Source organism: Kribbella italica, assembly GCF_014205135.1.
Classification (GTDB): domain Bacteria; phylum Actinomycetota; class Actinomycetes; order Propionibacteriales; family Kribbellaceae; genus Kribbella; species Kribbella italica.
In genome coordinates, this window is record NZ_JACHMY010000001.1 from 4,967,593 (window position 1) to 4,984,268 (window position 16,676).

Here is a 16,676-nt window from a genome sequence, read left to right on the forward strand (position 1 = left end):
GTGACCAGTGGCCCGGGCGAGTTCGTCCGGGCCACTGCCCGCGTCAGCCCACCATCCAGAAGACAGGAGGCGACTCCCGAGATGTCCGTCGCCACACAGGAAGCGACGCCGGCCGCCGCGCGACCTGCGAAGAAGAAGAGCAAGCCCGGTCTCGAACGCCGGCCCGGTCTGAACCGGTGGCTTCCGTACCTCCTGCTGGCACCCGCGGTGCTGGCCGAACTGCTGATCCACATCATCCCGATGATCGTCGGGATCTGGATGAGCTTCGTGAAACTGACCAAGTTCTTCATCGCGAACTGGTCCGCCGCGCCCGCCGCCGGGCTCGGCAACTACAAGATCGCGCTCGACTTCGACAACGCCGTCGGTGAGGGCCTGCTGAAGTCGTTCGGTGTCACGGTGGTCTTCTCCCTCGTCACCGTCGCGCTCTCGTGGGTGCTCGGCATGGCCGCCGCGGTCGCGCTGCAGCCGCCGTTCAAGGGCCGTGCCATGCTCCGCACCCTGTTCCTGGTGCCGTACGCACTCCCGGCGTACGCCGGGATCCTGACCTGGAACTTCATGCTCCAGCGCGACACCGGCGCGGTGAACCACGTGCTCGAGCAGCTGCACCTCAGCGACGGCACCACGTTCTGGCTGATCGGCGGCAACGCGCTGGTCTCCCTGATCGCGGTGGCGACCTGGAAGCTGTGGACGTTCGCCTTCCTCACGCTGATGGCCGGGCTCCAGAGCATTCCGGGCGACCTGTACGAGGCCGCCTCGGTGGACGGCGCCGGCAACCTGCGGCAGTGGCGCAACATCACGCTGCCGTCGCTGCGGCCGGTCAACCTGGTGCTCGTGCTGGTGCTGTTCCTGTGGACGTTCAGCGACTTCAACACGCCGTACGTGCTGTTCGGTACGGCGCAGCCGCCGGCCGGTGACCTGATCACGTTCCACATCTACAACGCGTCGTTCCTGACCTGGAACTTCGGCACCGGCGCCGCGATGTCGGTGCTGCTGCTGATCTTCTTGATGATCGTCACCGGCATCTATCTGCTCGTCACCGGAAGGAGGTCGCGTCGTGCGTGAGACCCAGGGCTTCAAGATCTACCGCGGTGTCGTCCTGATCGTGCTCGGGCTGTTCGTGACGATCCCGCTGTACGTCATGATCACGTCGTCGCTCAAGCCGCTGAAGGACGTGCAGGGCGCGTTCACCTGGTGGCCGTCGAACCTGACGATCGCGCCGTTCATCGACATGTGGAAGACGGTGCCGCTGGCCCGGTACTTCGTGAACAGCACGATCGTCGCGGTCGCCGCGACGGCGTTCTCGGTGGTGCTGGCGATCCTGGCCGCGTTCGCGGTGTCGCGGTTCAAGTTCCGCGGGCGGACGGTGTTCACCACCACGGTGCTGTCCACCCAGATGTTCCCCGGCGTGCTGTTCCTGCTGCCGTTGTTCCTGATCTTCGTGAACATCAACAACGGGCTCGGCGTGCAACTGGTCGGCACCCGGCTCGGGCTGATCATCACCTACCTGACGTTCAGCCTGCCGTTCTCGATCTGGATGCTGGCCGGGTACTTCGACAGCATCCCGCGCGAGCTGGACGAGGCCGCGATGGTCGACGGCTGCGGGCCGATGGGCGCCCTGTGGCGCGTCGTACTGCCCGCTGCCCGGCCCGGGGTGATCGCGGTCGCGATCTACTCGTTCATGACGGCCTGGGGAGAAGTGCTGTTCGCGTCGGTGATGACGACCGAGGCGAACCGGACGTTGTCGGTCGGGTTGCGGCAGTACTCGACCCAGACCAACATCTACTGGAACCAGATCATGGCGGCCGCTCTGGTGGTCAGCATCCCCGTGGTCATCGGCTTCCTGCTGGCCCAGCGGCACTTCGTCGCCGGCGTCACCGCGGGTGCGGTGAAGTAGCTTCTCGTTGCGCCCGGCCCCTTTCCTGGGGCCGGGTGCTTCGGCGTTCAGCTGAAGAGTCTCTCGCCCCAGAACGAGCCCGCTGGTACGCCGCCTGGGCAGGCGAAGATGCCGGAGCCGACGTGGCGGATGTACTCGTTCAGGACGTCGGAGCGGGCGAGCTGGTTCTGGATCGGGATGAACTGCTTGCGCGGGTCGCGCTGGTAGGCGAGGAAGAACAGGCCTGCGTCGAGGCGGCCGAGTCCGTCGGAGCCGTCGACGAAGTTGTAGCCGCGGCGGAGCAGTTCGGCGCCGTTGTTGAACTGGGGATGAGCCAGCCGGATGTGCGCGTCGGTGGCGACCTTCGGTGTGCCGTCGTTGCCCTTGGCCTCGAAGTCGATGGCGTCGAACTCGTCGGACTTGCCGAGCGGTGCGCCGGTGCCCTTGCCGCGCCCGACGATGGTCTCCTGCTCGCTGAGCGACGTCCGGTCCCAGGTCTCGATGGTCATCCGGATCCGGCGTGACACCAGGTAGGAACCGCCGACCATCCAGTCGGGACCGTCCTCGGGCTGGACCCAGAGCTGGTCCTCGAGCTTGGCGGTGTCCTCGAGCTTGAGGTTGTTGGTGCCGTCCTTGAAGCCGAACAGGTTGCGGGGCGTGGTCTGCGCGCGCGACGTCGACGACGTCCGGCCGAAGCCGAGCTGGGAGTAGCGGACGGCGGTGGTGCCGAAGCCGATCCGGGCGAGATTGCGGATCGCGTGGACGGCGACCTGCGGGTCGTCGGAGCACGCCTGGACGGCGATGTCGCCGCCGCTGCGGGCGGGGTCGAGGTTGTCGCCGATGAAGTGCGGCAGGTCGACGAGTGCCTTCGGGCGCTTGGTCTTGAGGCCGAACCGGTCGTTGCCCTTGGCATCTTGGAAGAAGCTCGGGCCGAACCCGATCGTGAGCGTGAGCCGGGCCGGCGGCAGGCCGACGGCTTCGCCGGTGTCCTCGGGCGGGGCCTCGGCGGGGCCGTTCACCGCGCCGTACTGGCCGATGTCGCGCCCGGCGGTCATCAGCGCTGCCGCTGCGGTCCACTCCTTCAACAGAGCGATCACCGCGTCGCGCTTGTCGGTGGTGACGTCGAAGGTCGCGAAGTGCAGGCGGTCCTGGGCCGGGGTGACGATCCCGGCCTGGTGCTCGCCGTAGAACTCGACCGGCCCGGTGGTGTCGGCTGCGTGCGATTCCTCGTTGCTGATGACCGAGTGCGCGGCGTACCCCGCGACACCGGTGGCCACAGCTGCTCCCGCCGCACCGAGAAGGCCGCGACGGGAGATGCCCTTCTGCTGGTCTGTCATTACTTTTTCGCGATCACTCCGGCGACCTTGCTGACCGGCTCGGCCAGGGCGTCGACGACGATGCCGAGTTGCTTCCGCTCGTCGGCAGTGGGCTGGTAGGGCTTGAAGCCGTCGCCTACGCGGTACTTGTCGACGGCGGCGAAGACGGCCTTGAAGTTGGTGTCCAGTGTGGTGACCAGTGCGGCGTCACGCTGCTGCAGGGCCGGGCGCAGGGCCTGGATCGCGGCCTGCGAGCCCTCGACGTTCGCCTGGAAGTCCCACAGGTCGGTGTGGGAGTAGCGGTCCTCTTCACCGGTGATCTTGCCGGTGGCGACCTCGTCCAGGAGTTCCTTGGCGCCGTTGGCCAGCTGCAGCGGGTTCAGCTGGACGGTCTTGGCCTTGCTGACCACGGTCTTGACGTCGACGAGCAGCTGGTCGGCGTACTTGGCCATGCCGGCGGTGGTGTTCTTCTCCCACAGCGCCTGCTCGATGCGGTGGTACCCGGTCCACTCCGTGCCCGGCTCGACGTCGTTCACCCGCGCGTCGATCTTCGGGTCCAGGTCGCCGAACGACTCCGCGACCGGCTCGATCCGCTCCCAGTACGTGCGCGAGATCGGGAACAGCTCCTTGGCCTTGGCGACGTCACCGGCCTTGACCGCGGTCACGAACTCGGTGGTCTTCTCCTCCAGCGCGATCGCCTGGGAGTTCACGTACCGCTGGTAGCTGACCGTGGCGTCCTTCAGCGCGGTGTCGGTGTCGACCTGCGCGGCCGCGTCACCGGTCACGGTCAGCTCACCACGGATCCCGTCGCCGATCATGCCGGGCTTGCAGACCGCCTGGTACTTGCCCGTCGGCAGCTCCACGATCAGGTCGCGCTTCAGGCCCGGGCCGATGTTCTCGACCTCGCCCATCACGCGGTCGCCCTCGGCGTACACGTAGAACTCGGTGACCTTGCTGCCGCCGTTGGAGACCGAGAACGTGCTGGTCCCCGACTTCACGTCGCGCCGGCTCAGGTCGCAGCCGTCGTCGGAAGCCTTCACCGCGACCGGGCCGGTGGTGTCGCCGGGCGCGGCCGCCGGTGTGTCCTCGGCACAGCCGGCCAGGGCGGCCAGCAGCAGTACGGCGCCGGCAGCGAGACCGCGGCGGGTGGTGATCGGGTTCATGGCGTTCCTTGTCGACGGACGGGGTGGTTCAGGCTTGGGCGGGGACCGCGGGCGGTGCCGGCGTCTGCTTGACCGGGCGGAGGTAGAGCAGCAGGACCGGGATCAGGTAGACCAGCCAGGCGGTCAGCTCGATCACGGTCGGGGCCGGGTTGAAGTTGAAGATCCCCTTCAGCACCACGCCGTACCAGCTGTCCGGCGGGATCACGTGGGAGATGTCGAAGGCCAGCGTCTGCAGACCGGGCAGGATGCCGGCCTCCTGCAGGTCGTGGAAGCCGTACGCGAAGATGCCGGCCGCGACCAGGATCAGCAGGGCGCCGGTCCAGTTGAAGAACACGCCCAGGTTGATCTTCACCGCGCCGCGGTAGATGGCGAAGCCGAGCCCGACCGCCGTGGCCAGACCGAGCAGTACGCCGACGAACGGCGTCGCGGTGGTCGCCGTCGCGGCCGAGGCGTAGACGATGAACGCGGTCTCGATGCCTTCGCGGAAGACGGCCAGGAAGGCGAGCAGCACGACGGCGTACGGCCCGACCTCGAGGGCGGCGCCCATCCGGTCCCGCAACTCCCTGGCGATGCTGCGCGACGCCTTGCGCATCCAGAAGATCATCCAGGTGACGAAGCCGACCGCGACGATCGACATCACGCCGCCGATCGTCTCCTGGGTGGTGAAGGACTTGGCCGTCAGCGAGGTGATGAACTGCAGCAGGGCCCAGCCGGCGACCGCGACGGCGACCGCCGCGGCCACGCCGGCCCAGACCAGTTTGAGCCGGTCCTTGTGTCCCGACTTCACCAGGAAGGTGGCCAGGATGCTGACCACCAGGGATGCTTCCAGTCCCTCACGCAGTCCGATGAGGTAGTTGGCGAGCATGGCGGTACTCCTGGAGCTTAGGTATGTCTAACCTTCGGAAGGCTAACCTAAGAAATCCCATTCGCCTACTGTGGCGTACGCCGCACCGTGGCCCGGCCCTTCGCCCAGCCGCGACGAGATCAGCCGCAGGCTGTCCGCCCGCCAAGCCGGTCCCTGGTACTCGTCGAGCACCCGGACGTACCGCACCACATCCATCGGCCGGCGCAGCCGGGCCAGCGTCAGATGCGGCGTGAACTTGCGCCCGTCGACGCTCACGCCGGCCTTGTTGGCCGCCGACCGCGTCGTCATCGCGAGGTGCTTGAGCGCCTCGCTCTCGTCCTGCACGCCTGTCCACAGCACCCGGGCATCCGGTACGCCGGGAAACGCGCCCGCCCGGCCCAGACTCAGGTCGAACGGCTTCTGCTTGGCGGCGGCCCGTTCCAGCCCCTCGCCCAGTTCGTCGGTCTTCCACTCCGGCACCTCACCCAGGAACGCGAGGGTAATGTGCCAGGTCTCGTCACTGGCCCACCGGACGTCCTCGTCCGGATGGGACCTGCGCGGTTCCACGTACTCACTCAGATGCTCGACAACCTCCACCGGCGGCACAACAGCCACGAACAATCGCATGACCCCAGGATATCGAGACTGCACACTGAGATATGGATGAGCGGAAGTTGCCGTCGCCGTGCGTGGTGGTGCTGGTGGGACCGGGGGCGGCGGGGAAGTCGACCTGGGCGGCGGAACGGTTCGCGGCGGAGCTGGTGGTGTCGAGTGATCGGCTGCGGGCGTTGGTGGGGGCCGGGGAGGACGACCTGGCGGCCAGTGCTGATGCGTTCGCGTTGCTGGAGCAGGTGGTTCGGCAGCGCGTGAAGCGGCGGCTGACAACTGTCATCGACACGTTGGGGATGGATCGCGAGCGGCGGCTGGGGTGGTTGGCGCTGGCTCGGGAGCAGGGGGTGCCGTGTGTGGCCGTGGCGTTCGATACGCCGGCGGCCGAGTGCCGGCGGCGGAATCGGGAGCGTGCGAAGCGGATCCCGGCGGAGGCGCTCACGAGTCAGCTGAAGACGTGGGGTGTGGTGAAGAAGGAGCTGCCGGGCGACGGGTTCGACGAGGTGTTGCAGGCGGCGACGGAGGTTCGCGTCGTACCGGAGGTGTTCGTCACCCCGGAGGTGCGAGCGGAGGTCGATGCGCCGCAGGGGTTGCGGTTCGGGCTGCAGCTGAGCAGCTACACGCACAAGGGTGGGCGGAAGAGCACGGGCGAGTGGATCCGGCAGGTCGGCGTACGGGCTGAGGCGGCGGGGTTCGACGGGGTGTACGTGATGGATCACTTCCGGCAGATCCCGCAGGTGGGGCGGGCCTGGGAGGACTTCCTGGAGAGCTGGACGACGGTGGCGTACCTGGCCGCGTGCACCGAGCGGGTGCGGCTGGGGACGTTGGTCAGCGGGATCACGTACCGGAACGTCGCGCACCTGGGGAAGATCGTCGCGACGCTGGATGTGTTGAGTGGCGGGCGGGCCGTGTGTGGGGTCGGACTGGGGTGGTTCGAGGCCGAGCACAAGGCGTACGGGTGGGAGTTTCCGGCGGTCGGTGAGCGATACGCGTTGCTGGAGGACGCGTTGCGGTTGCTGCCGGCGATGTGGGGAGCGGGCAACAAACCCTTCAGGGGCAAGGTTCTCGACGTACCGGACACGACGTGTTACCCGCGGCCGTTGCAGGAGCGGGTGCCTCTGCTGGTGGGCGGAAGCGGGTCGAGGACGCTGCGGCTGGCGGCTCGGTACGCCGATGCGGCCAACGTGTTCGGCACCCCGGACCAGGTGCGGGAGAAGGCCGCCTACCTGAAGACCCGGCCGCGGCAGATCGAACTCACCCATCTGTCGACGACGCTGATCGGCCGGGACCAGCGTGAGGTCGATGCCTTGGTCAACCAGTTGCGGCCGCGGAACCAGGACCCTGCCAAGTACGCCGCCGCCGTGAACGCGGGCACGGTCGCCGACCAGGTCAGCCGGTTCCGGGAGCTCGCCGACGCCGGGGCGGCCGAGGTGATGTTCAGCCTGCCGGACCTGGACGACGATCTGAGCCCGCTCGACACCGCGGGCGAGGTGATCGCCGCCTTCCGCTAGCTCCTCTCGAGCGGGAGGTTGAGAAGAGCGTTCTCGATCAGCTCGGGCAGCGCCGGGTGGATCCAGTACTGGCCTCGGGCCATCGAGTGCGCGTCCAGGCCGAAGCTCATCGCCTGGATGACGGGCTGGAGGATCGAGCTGGCCTGGGGGCCGATGATGTGGGCGCCGAGCAACAGACCCGTGGCCGGGTCGGCCAGGAGTTTGGCGAAGCCGGTGGTGTTCTCCATCGCCCAGCCGTAGGCGATGCCGGCGTACTCGGCGCGGCCCACGACGTACGAGACGCCCTGCTCGACCGCCTCTTCCTCGGTCAGGCCGACCGACGCGACCTGCGGCGAGCCGAAGACGGCCGACGGGACGAAGCGGTGGTCGGACTCGATCTGCTCGTCGGGGTGCAGCAGGTTGTGCTGGACGACGCGGGCCTCGTGGTTCGCGACGTGCTTGAGCTGGTACTTCGACGACAGGTCACCGAGCGCGTAGATGCCGTCGACAACCGTCCGCTGCTGGGCGTCGACGACGACCCGCTCGTCCTCGTCGACGGTCACGCCGGTCGCGGCGGGGTCGAGCAGGTCGGAGTTCGGGCGGCGGCCGATGGCGACGAGGACCTCGTCGACGACGATCTCGTCGCGGCCCTCCGGGCTCAGCGTCTCCAGCCCGATCGAGCCGTCCTCGAGACGCCGGGCGCTGACCGTGTCGTGGTTCAGCCGGACGTCGTACGCCGTGGAGGCGACCTCGGTGTAGCGCGTCGCGATCTCGGTGTCCGCGTGCCGCAGCATCAGGCCGGAGCGCGCGATCAGCGTGACCTCGACGCCGAGCGACGAGAACACGTGCGCGAACTCGGCCGCGACGAACCCGCTGCCGATGATCCCGAGCCGGGCCGGCAGCTCGCCGAGCCGCATGATCGTGTCGGACGTGTGGTAACCGACCTCGGCCAGGCCGGGCACGAACGGGAGGTTCGGCCGGCTGCCGGCGGCGAGCACGATGCGGTCGGCGGTGATCACCCGGACGGACCCGTCCGCGGCGGTGACCGACAGCTCCTTGGTGCCGGTGAAGCGCCCGGTGCCGTGGTAGACGGTCACTCCTGCGTTGTCGGCGTGGTGCTCGCGGTACTCCTCGCCGCCGGCCGCGATCGGATCGATCCGGCCGAAGATCCGGTCCCGGATCTCCGGCCAGCGGACGCCGATCAGGTCCTCGTCGACGCCGAAGCGGGAGCTGTACGACGGGGTCTTGGCCAGGTCGGCGGTGTGCACGAACATCTTGGTCGGGATGCAGCCGACGTTCAGGCAGGTCCCACCGAAGGTGCCGCGCTCGACGATCGCCGTCTTCAGGTCGGCGAACCGCCCGTCCAGGATCGAGTTGCCGGAGCCGGTGCCGACGATCACCAAGTCGTAGTGAGTCACACCCCATTCTGACCTTGTCGCCAAACGCCGGCACGCCACCCCCGGCAGCCGTTCGCGAACCGAAAGGCCGCGGGGGTCGGTACTTGAAGGCGCCGTGCCCGGTGGTCAGGCGACCTTCGGGTTCGTTTCCACCGTGGCCTTGTCGGCGAGCAGTTCGGTCTGCGGGAGGATCTCCAGCCGGGGGCGCGGGAGCAGCCGTGGCCGGATCGCGAGGCCCTGGCGGCGGGAGAAGTACAGCACCGAGCCGACCGTGCCGAGGATGGTGAGCCCGCCCCCGACGACCAGCGACCAGCGGGCGCCGAACTCCTGCCCGATCCAGCCGATGAACGGCGAGCCGATCGGCGTACCGCCCATCAGGACCGTCATGTACAGCGCCATCACCCGGCCGCGCATCGTCGGCTCGATACCGAGCTGCATGGTCGCGTTGGCCGCGGTCAGCATCGTCAGCGCGGTGAAACCGACCAGCGGCAGCACGGCGGCGAAGGACAGGTACGTCGGCATCAGGCCGCTGATCACGTCCATCGCGCCGAAGGCCAGCGCGGCGCCGATCACCAGCCGGCCCCGCGTCCGGACCCGGCGCGCCGCCAGCAGGGCGCCGATCAGCGAGCCGATCGCCAGGATCGACCCGAGGATGCCGTACTCCCCCGCGCCCTTGTGGAACGCGCTGGTGGCCATCAGCGCCGACGTCATCTGGAAGTTCAGCCCGAAGGTCCCGGCGAAGAACACCGCGACCAGCACCATCATCAGGTCCGGCCGGCGCCACAGGTAGCGCATGCCGTCGCGGATCATGCCCTTCTCGCGACCGGCCATCTTCGGCGTGTGCAGCTCGTCGGGCACCATCAGCCACAGCGACAGGATCACCGCGGCGTAGCTCAGGCCGTTGATGATGATCACCGGACCGGTCCCGATCCAGGCGATCAGCAGGCCGGCCAGTCCCGGGCCGATCAGCCGGGCGGCGTTGAAGGACGCCGAGTTCAGGCCGACCGCGTTCTGCAGGTCGTCCTTGCCGACCATCTCGACCACGAAGGCCTGCCGGGTCGGGGCGTCGAAGGCGGTGCCGACGCCGAACAGGAAGGCCAGCGCGAAGACGTGCCAGGCCTGCACCACCCCGGTGACGGCGAGCGTGCCGAGCACGAGCGCGACCGAGCCCATCGCCAGCTGGGTGACGGTCAGGACCCGCCGCTTCGGGAACCGGTCGGCGACCAGACCGGCGTACGGCGACAGCAGGAGGGCCGGCAGGAACTGCAGACCGGTGACGATGCCGAGCGCCGTCCCGGAGTGGGTCAGCTCGAGGACCAGCCAGTCCTGGGCGACCCGCTGCATCCAGGTGCCGGTGTTGGAGATGATCGCGCCGGAGGCGTAGAGCCGGAAGTTGCGGACCTTGAAGGCCCGGAAGGTCGGGCTCACGAGCCCGCCAGTCGTTCGAGAACAGGTGCTGCCTTGCGCAGGATGTCGCGCTCCTCAGGAGTCAGTTTCTTCAGCTTGGTCTGCAGCCACTCGTCGCGGCGCCGGCGGTTGGCGCGCAGCAGCGCGTGGGCGGCGTCGGTCAGCTCGACCACGATCTGGCGCTTGTCGGTCGGGTGCGGACGGCGGGCGACCAGGCCCGCGTCCTCCATGTTCGACACGATGCGCGTCATCGACGGGGGCTTGACCTGCTCGTGCGCGGCCAGCTCGCCGACCGTCATCGCGTCGTGCTTGCCGAGAGCACCGAGGACGCCGAGCTGGTTCGCGGTCAGGTCGTGCCCGTCCTCGCGCTGGCGCCGGATCTGCCGGGACAGGCGCAGGGTGGACGACCGCAACGCGCTGGCCAGGCCGACGTCACTCTTCACCTGCTGGGCTACGACTTCGGGCATATCGTTAGCATAACTCATTACCTTTGCTAACGAAAAATATTGACCGGGTATTCCACCGGGTGGTCCGGCCGTCCCGGTAGGGTGATCGGCCATGGGGACTCCGGTCGAGCTGGTGAAGTACGAGCAGCGGTTCCGGCGGGCCGGGTTGCCGCTGTTCATCGAGGACTTCTCGCCGACGCACGACATCTTCGCCCGGGCCACGCCGGTGCTGGCGCTGGTCTTCCTCGCCGAGGTGCTCGGCGCGATCGAGCTGACCTGGCCTTGGTGGCAGAACGCCCTGGCCGTGCTCGGCGGGCTCGCGGTCCTGATCGGCGGGTTCGGTCTGCTCAACGGGATGCGCGGCCGGCCGTTCTGGTCGTTCCCGACCCGGCTCGGCACGCCCGAGCTGGCCGTCTTCGTGCTGCTGCCGGCGCTGTTGCCGGTGGTGTCGCACTTCCAGTGGAAGCAGTTCTTCGGCGTCGCGCTCAGCAACCTGGTCCTGCTCGGTCTCGTGTACGTCGTCGTCGGCTACGGCCTGATCGGTACGACGGTCTGGGGCGTCCGCCGGCTCGCGAGCGAGCTGGCGAACTCGGTGGCCAGCCTGATCCGGGCGCTGCCGCTGCTGCTCGTGTTCTCGCTCGTGCTGTTCGTGAACACCGAGATGTGGCAGGTCTTCGCGGGCATGCCGATCGCGTTCATCGTGCTCTCGGCGATCGCGTTCGCGCTGCTCAGCGACCTGTTCCTGGTCCTGCGCCTGCCCCAGGAGCTGGACAAGATCGAGCGCGACGCCGGCACCGGCCCACCACTGCGCCGGGTCCAGCGGCTGAACCTGAGCATCAGCCTGGTGGTCCGTCAGTGGATGCAGGTCCTGGTGGTCAGCGCCGGCGTCGGCGCCTTCTTCGTTGCCTTCGGCATGCTCGCGATCAGCGAGAAGATCTACGGCGAGTGGGGCATCCAGGCCGGCTCCTGGTCGTACACGTTCGACCTGCTCGGCAACCCCGTGCTGATCAGTGCGGCCCTGGTGAAGGTCGCGGTCGGGATCGCGAACTTCACCGGGCTGTACTACTCGATCTCACTGATGACGGATGCCACCTACCGCACGGAGTTCCTCGACAACGTCACCGACGAGCTCCGCACGCTGTTCACCGCCCGGGCGGAGTACCTGGAGCTGCGATCCCGAGTGCTTCCCGCAGAAAGTTGAGCTGGTGGCGCATCAGGCCCTCGGAGGTTGCCTCGTCGGTCGGCATGTGGGTCGCGCCGGACAGGGGTAGCACCTGGTGTGGGCGGCCGGCAGCCAGGAGCGCGGCTGACAGGCGGAGCGTGTGGGCGGCCACCACGTTGTCGTCGGCCAGGCCGTGGACCAGCAGGAGCGGGCGGGACAGGTTGGCGGCCTCCGGGAGGGGTGAGCTGCGGTCGTAGGCCTCGGCGTTCTCGTCCGGGTGGCCGAGGAAGCGCTCGCGCCAGTGCGTGTCGTACAGCCTCGGGTCGCTCGGTCCGGCACCGGCGACCGCGGCGTGGAAGACGTCCGGCCGACGCAGTACGGCGATGGTCGACAGGATGCCGCCGTAGCTCCAGCCGGTGATGCCGACGCGGGTCAGGTCGAGGTCGGGGCAGTACTCCGCCGCCGCGTGCAGTGCGGTGACCTGGTCCTCGAGCGGCAGGGACAGGGTGTCGCCGTACACGGTCTTGTCCCAGGCCGGGCCGCGGCCGGGTGTCCCGCGGCCGTCGGCGATGATCACGGCGAAGCCTGCTTCGGCGTACCACTGGGCGGTCGGCCACAGCGGGGTGGCGGCGCGGACGGCGACCTGGAGCGCCGGACCGGCGTACGGGGTCATCAGGACGGGCAGTGTCGTCCCCGGCTCGTACCAGGAGGGCAGGACGAGTGCGGTCCGGAGTTGCAGGTCGCCTGCGCGCAGCCAGGTGATGCGTGGCTCTAGAGCCGGCCGGACCGCCAGGGACTCGATCTGGCGACCAGTACGCCGTACGGCGAACGCCTGACCCGTCTCGGTACTGGAGGTGACCACGCCGCCTGCTGCGGTGTGGACGCCTGGGCTGTTGGTCAGCTGGTGGAGTCCGGTGGGGTCGTGCAGCCACAGGTGGCGCTCGGTGGGCTCGTCGTTCGCCTGGAAGAGGACGGTCTCGCCGGTGACGTCCAGGACCGCGCGGAGCTGCAGGCCCTCGGGCGTCACCGCGCGGCCGTCGATCAGCAGGCGGCGGGTGGAGGGGGTGTCGTCGGCGACGACCAGCTTGCCGGAGGCGGTCCTGGCCGGGGTGCCGGGCACCAGCTCGACCCAGGCGGGATCACGCTGCTCGTGGAGCACCGCGGTCCGGCCAGTGGTCGGGTCGGCGGCGAGGACCTGCACTGTCTTCTGGTCGCGGGACTGGACGGAGAGCAGTACGCCGTGGGCGTCCCAGGCGGCTGTCGGGAGGTACTCGAAGTCACCGGAGTCGATGTCCGTACGGCGGCCGTCGAGGTCGAGGACGTGCAGCGTGACCACGGCGTTCGGCGTACCGGCTGCTGGGTAGGCGACCTCGCGCGGGCGACTCGCGGGGTTGGCGGGATCGGCGATCCACCAGCGCTGGACCTGGGTCTGGTCCACCCGGGTGGCGAGCAGCCGAGTGCCGTCCGGGGACCACCAGTGGCCGCGGGTGCGGTTCATCGACTCGGAGGCGACGTGCTCAGCCAGGCCCCAGAAGATGTCGGGGCCGTCGGCCGCGGCCAGCTCCCGATCGTTGCCGTCGGCAAGCTCCAGGACGTGGAGGCTGCCGTCGGTCACGTAGGCGACCCGGTGGCCGGTCGGATCCAGACGCGGGTCGACGACCGCGCCTGGAGTTTCCAGGGCGCGGAGTGTGCCCGTCAGCAGGTCGAGGTGCCAGAGCTTGCCGCTGACCGGGAAGACGGCGACCGTGAGGCCGGCGTCGGTGGAGAAGGAGACGATGCCGCTGCTGCGTTCCCGCGTGCGTTCGCGGCGGATCTTCTCGGCCTCGGGGACCGGTCCGTCGGCGCCGAGCTGCTCGGGAGCGACCAGCAGGCGCTCCTCGTCGCCGTCCAGGATCCACAGGCAGCTGGTGCGGTCCTCCGGGCCGCGGGTGCGCAGGAAGAGCACGCGCTCGCCGTCCGGCGAGGTGACGAAGGCCTTCGGCAGGCCGAGGCTGAAGCGTTGGGTTCGGGCGGCTGACGCGGGATAGGTCTCCAGATAGTTGTTCATAACCGAGAGCCTTGGCGTCGTAGCAGCACACCGCGGAGAGGGGGATTTCGTACGCTCGGAGAACCCGAAGAGATCCTCAGTCTACCAAGCACTCAGGTCAGCCAGTCGCCCAGAGGGCCGATCGCGAAGTAGACCACGAACAGCGCCGACACGATCCACATCAGCGGGTGCACCTCGCGGGCCTTGCCGCGGACCACCTTGAGCAGCGTGTACGAGACGAACCCGGCGCCGATCCCGGCCGAGATCGAGTACGTGAACGGCATCAGGATGATGGTCAGGAACGCCGGGATGGCGACCTCGAGATCGTCGAAGTCGATGCCCTTCACCTGGGTCATCATCAGGAACCCGACCAGCACCAGCGCCGGCGTCGCGGCCTCGTACGGGACCAGCGTGACCAGCGGCGCGACCACCATCGAGATCAGGAAGCAGATCCCGGTGACCACACTGGCCAGCCCGGTCCGGGCGCCTTCGCCGACACCCGACGCGGACTCGATGTACGACGTGTTGCTGGACACCGAGCCGGCACCACCGGCGGCCGCGGCGACGCTGTCCACGATCAGGATCCGCTGCGCGTTCGGCGGGTTGCCGTCGGCGTCGAGCAGGTTCGCCTCGGCACCGATCGCGGTCATCGTGCCCATCGTGTCGAAGAAGTCGGCCAGCATCAGCGTGAAGATCAGCAGGATCGCCGAGACCGCGCCGATCTGCGCGAACGAGCCGAACAGGCTGAACTCACCGAGCAGGTCCAGGTCGGGTCTGCTGAACCAGCTGTCCGGCAGCGACGGAACGCTCAGGCCCCAGCCGCCGGGGTTGTCCGGGGTCCGGGCGCCGACGTCCGTGATCGCCTCGACGACGATTGCCAGCACGGTCGCGACCAGGATGCCGATCAGGATCGCGCCCTTCACCTTGCGCGCGTACAGGGTGACGATCAGGACCAGGCCGACGACGAAGATCAGCACCGGCCAGCCGCGCAGGCTGCCACCGACGCCGAGCTCGACCGGCGGGCCGGTGGGTGCGGCCGGGCGCCGGACGAAACCGGCGTCGATCACGCCGATGAACGCGATGAACAGGCCGATGCCGACACTGATCGCGACCTTGAGCTGGCGTGGAACGGCTTCGAAGACGGCTCGGCGGAAGCCGGTCAGCACCAGGATCAAGATGATGATGCCCTCGAGCACGACCAGGCCCATCGCGTCGGCCCAGGTCATCTTCGAGGCGACCGAGTAGGCCAGGAACGCGTTCAGGCCGAGGCCGGTGGCCAGTGCGAGCGGGAAGTTCGCGACCAGGCCCATCAGGATCGTGAGCACGCCCGCGATCAGCGCGGTCGCGACGGCGACCTTGGCGATCGAGGCGGTCGGGTCGGTGCCGCCGCCGACGTACTGGCCGCTGCTGTCCTTGACGGTGCCGATGATCAACGGGTTCAGCACGACGATGTAGGCCATCGTGAAGAACGTCACCAGACCGCCGCGGATCTCCCGGGGGACGGTCGAGCCGCGATCGGTGATCTTGAAGAAGGAGTCCAGGAAACCGGGGCGGGAGGCAACAGCCGGGCGCTCGCTCATGAGCGCATCGTGCCAGTTCTCCCCGGGGCTACGCGAGCGATCCCGGGGAGGCGAGGCGTTAAGGTGATCACGTGGCAGACGAGAAGCCGGCAGCGGCGTCGAAGAAGCGCAACGACCCGACCAGTCAGCTGGCCCGCGGCGAGCTGGTGCACGCCGAGGTCAAGCCGCTCGACCTGTCCGGCGTACCGACCGTGATCGCCGGCATCGTCGCCTGGGCCCTGGCGTTCGTCGTCGTGCTGATCTTCCGCGACGACCTGAAGCGGTCCGGCGACGAGTGGTGGCTGTGGGTCACGGTCGCGGGGTTCGGGCTGGGATGGATCGGCCTGGCGTACTGCAAGCGCCGCTGGTCGAGCATCCAGGCCGGGCACGGTGCCCCGGCCCACGAGGACTGAGTCAGTCCTTCGCGGCGACCTCTTCCACCTCGTCGTCCGACGTCGGCTCGGCGGCGGCCTCGACCTCGGCCTGTACGGCGTCCGCCTCGGCGACCTCGTCGCCGGACTCGGCCGGAGCCGTCGGCATCGCCAGCTCGTCGTACCCGGTGGTGTCGAACGCGTGCTCGGTCGACGGGTGGTCCGGCGCCTCGATCACGACGTCGGAGTGCGCGCCGCAGCCGTAGTCGTACGCGACGACGCGCCCCTCGCCCGGAGCCATCTCGTTCGCGCACGCGCCGAAGGCCTGGCCGAGGCTGTCGGCGAGGCGGATCCAGTACCCGCAGGAGTTGCACTTGAACGGCACGGCCTGCGCGATCGGTGAGGCCGGGCCGAAGTCCCCGGCGTACCAGCGCTCGGCCGCGTCCTCACGACCGGACGGCGACAGCACCCGCTCGCGTCCCAGACCGAGCTCCTCGACCACCGCGAGCACCTCGTCGGGCGCGCCGGTGGTGTCGGTGTAGCCCGGCTCGAGCCGCGGGTCCTCCGGCAACGTCGGGAACAGGTCACCCGGCCGCAGGTCGCCCGGCTGGACGCGGTCCGACCACGGCACCCACTCGGGCGCGACGATCGCGACGTCGCCCGGCAGCATGACGACCTCGTTGACCGTGACGGTCTTGGCGCGCGACGCACGCGTCACCGTCACCGCCCAGCGCCAGCCCTTGTAACCCGGGTGCGCGGAGGCGAAGTAGTGCGTGACGAGCCGCTCACCCTCGACCGAGTGGCCGAGGTGTTCCCCGACCTGCGCGGCGCCGGCTTCCTCGATCGCGGCGTCGCGGGCAGGTTCCACCGCCCCGACGCAGACGGCGTCGGGCTTGGCGCGGACCGGTTCCGGAGCTTTGACGGGAGTCACAGTCGCTCATTCTCGCACGCCGTACCAACGGAATCCGAACCGTGCCGCGCCTGCGCTCTGTCCCCCGCACAAGGCAGGATGG

General features: G+C 69.1%; 15 protein-coding genes. 5 read left to right on the forward strand and 10 right to left on the reverse strand.

All coding sequences use genetic code 11. The annotated features are described in order from the left end of the window. The first annotated feature begins 81 nt into the window (after positions 1-81). The gene (locus HDA39_RS23105) at positions 82-1,062 is read left to right on the forward strand and encodes a carbohydrate ABC transporter permease (protein ID WP_184798313.1); all 981 of its coding nucleotides are present in this window, start codon (positions 82-84) and stop codon (positions 1,060-1,062) included. After that, positions 1,055-1,894 (forward strand): ABC transporter permease subunit, encoded by an 840-nt coding sequence (locus HDA39_RS23110; RefSeq protein WP_184798315.1) that lies wholly within the window; start codon positions 1,055-1,057, stop codon positions 1,892-1,894. Before HDA39_RS23105 ends, HDA39_RS23110 begins: the two co-directional genes overlap by 8 nt. 47 nt (positions 1,895-1,941) lie before the next feature. On the opposite strand, the gene efeB is transcribed toward HDA39_RS23110, so the two are convergent. The 4 genes from efeB to thpR are packed head-to-tail and all read right to left on the reverse strand — an operon-like array spanning position 1,942 to position 5,823. Continuing rightward, positions 1,942-3,210, reverse strand: coding sequence for an iron uptake transporter deferrochelatase/peroxidase subunit (efeB, locus tag HDA39_RS23115; protein ID WP_184798317.1), 1,269 nt, complete (start codon positions 3,208-3,210; stop codon positions 1,942-1,944). Continuing rightward, positions 3,210-4,352, reverse strand: coding sequence for an iron uptake system protein EfeO (efeO, locus tag HDA39_RS23120; RefSeq protein ID WP_184798319.1), 1,143 nt, complete (start codon positions 4,350-4,352; stop codon positions 3,210-3,212). Before efeO ends, efeB begins: the two co-directional genes overlap by 1 nt. A 28-nt stretch (positions 4,353-4,380) precedes the next feature. Next, positions 4,381-5,217: an iron uptake transporter permease EfeU gene (gene efeU / locus HDA39_RS23125; RefSeq protein WP_184798321.1), complete on the reverse strand. Its 837-nt coding sequence runs from the start codon at positions 5,215-5,217 to the stop codon at positions 4,381-4,383. A gap of 42 nt (positions 5,218-5,259) precedes the next feature. After that, the gene (thpR, locus tag HDA39_RS23130; RefSeq protein WP_184798323.1) at positions 5,260-5,823 is read right to left on the reverse strand and encodes an RNA 2',3'-cyclic phosphodiesterase; all 564 of its coding nucleotides are present in this window, start codon (positions 5,821-5,823) and stop codon (positions 5,260-5,262) included. Positions 5,824-5,855: 32 nt separating this feature from the next. Between thpR and HDA39_RS23135 the strand changes: the two genes are divergently transcribed. Then, complete coding sequence (locus HDA39_RS23135; RefSeq protein WP_184798325.1) at positions 5,856-7,316, forward strand: LLM class flavin-dependent oxidoreductase; 1,461 nt, start codon at positions 5,856-5,858, stop codon at positions 7,314-7,316. Here HDA39_RS23135 and HDA39_RS23140 read toward each other — a convergent pair. The 3 genes from HDA39_RS23140 to HDA39_RS23150 all read right to left on the reverse strand — a co-directional run bounded on the left by HDA39_RS23140 (position 7,313) and on the right by HDA39_RS23150 (position 10,566). Continuing rightward, entirely contained in the window at positions 7,313-8,713 is a 1,401-nt protein-coding gene (locus tag HDA39_RS23140) for a mycothione reductase (RefSeq protein WP_184798327.1), read from the reverse strand. The two genes, HDA39_RS23135 and HDA39_RS23140, sit on opposite strands and share 4 nt — an antisense overlap. A gap of 105 nt (positions 8,714-8,818) precedes the next feature. Then, entirely contained in the window at positions 8,819-10,120 is a 1,302-nt protein-coding gene (locus HDA39_RS23145) for an MFS transporter (protein WP_184798328.1), read from the reverse strand. Next, positions 10,117-10,566, reverse strand: a complete 450-nt coding sequence (locus HDA39_RS23150) for a MarR family winged helix-turn-helix transcriptional regulator (RefSeq protein ID WP_238356129.1) — start codon at positions 10,564-10,566, stop codon at positions 10,117-10,119. The genes HDA39_RS23145 and HDA39_RS23150 overlap by 4 nt, the downstream gene beginning before the upstream one ends. A 91-nt stretch (positions 10,567-10,657) precedes the next feature. Here HDA39_RS23150 and HDA39_RS23155 point away from each other — a divergent pair, with 91 nt between their 5' ends. Beyond that, positions 10,658-11,746: a hypothetical protein gene (locus tag HDA39_RS23155; protein ID WP_184798332.1), complete on the forward strand. Its 1,089-nt coding sequence runs from the start codon at positions 10,658-10,660 to the stop codon at positions 11,744-11,746. Here HDA39_RS23155 and HDA39_RS23160 read toward each other — a convergent pair. Beyond that, complete coding sequence (locus tag HDA39_RS23160; RefSeq protein ID WP_184798334.1) at positions 11,688-13,754, reverse strand: S9 family peptidase; 2,067 nt, start codon at positions 13,752-13,754, stop codon at positions 11,688-11,690. The genes HDA39_RS23155 and HDA39_RS23160 overlap by 59 nt on opposite strands. Positions 13,755-13,846: 92 nt before the next feature. Next, on the reverse strand, positions 13,847-15,313 hold the full coding sequence (locus HDA39_RS23165) for an NCS2 family permease (RefSeq protein ID WP_184798336.1): 1,467 nt from the start codon (positions 15,311-15,313) through the stop codon (positions 13,847-13,849). Between the two features lie 71 nt (positions 15,314-15,384). Here HDA39_RS23165 and HDA39_RS23170 point away from each other — a divergent pair, with 71 nt between their 5' ends. Continuing rightward, a complete protein-coding gene (locus tag HDA39_RS23170; protein ID WP_184798338.1) occupies positions 15,385-15,705 on the forward strand; it encodes a DUF2530 domain-containing protein in 321 nt (106 codons plus the stop codon). 1 nt (position 15,706) lies between these two features. Here the strand turns inward: HDA39_RS23170 and HDA39_RS23175 are convergent, their stop codons facing one another. Beyond that, positions 15,707-16,594, reverse strand: a complete 888-nt coding sequence (locus HDA39_RS23175; protein ID WP_184798340.1) for a DUF3027 domain-containing protein — start codon at positions 16,592-16,594, stop codon at positions 15,707-15,709. Positions 16,595-16,676: the final 82 nt, after the last annotated feature.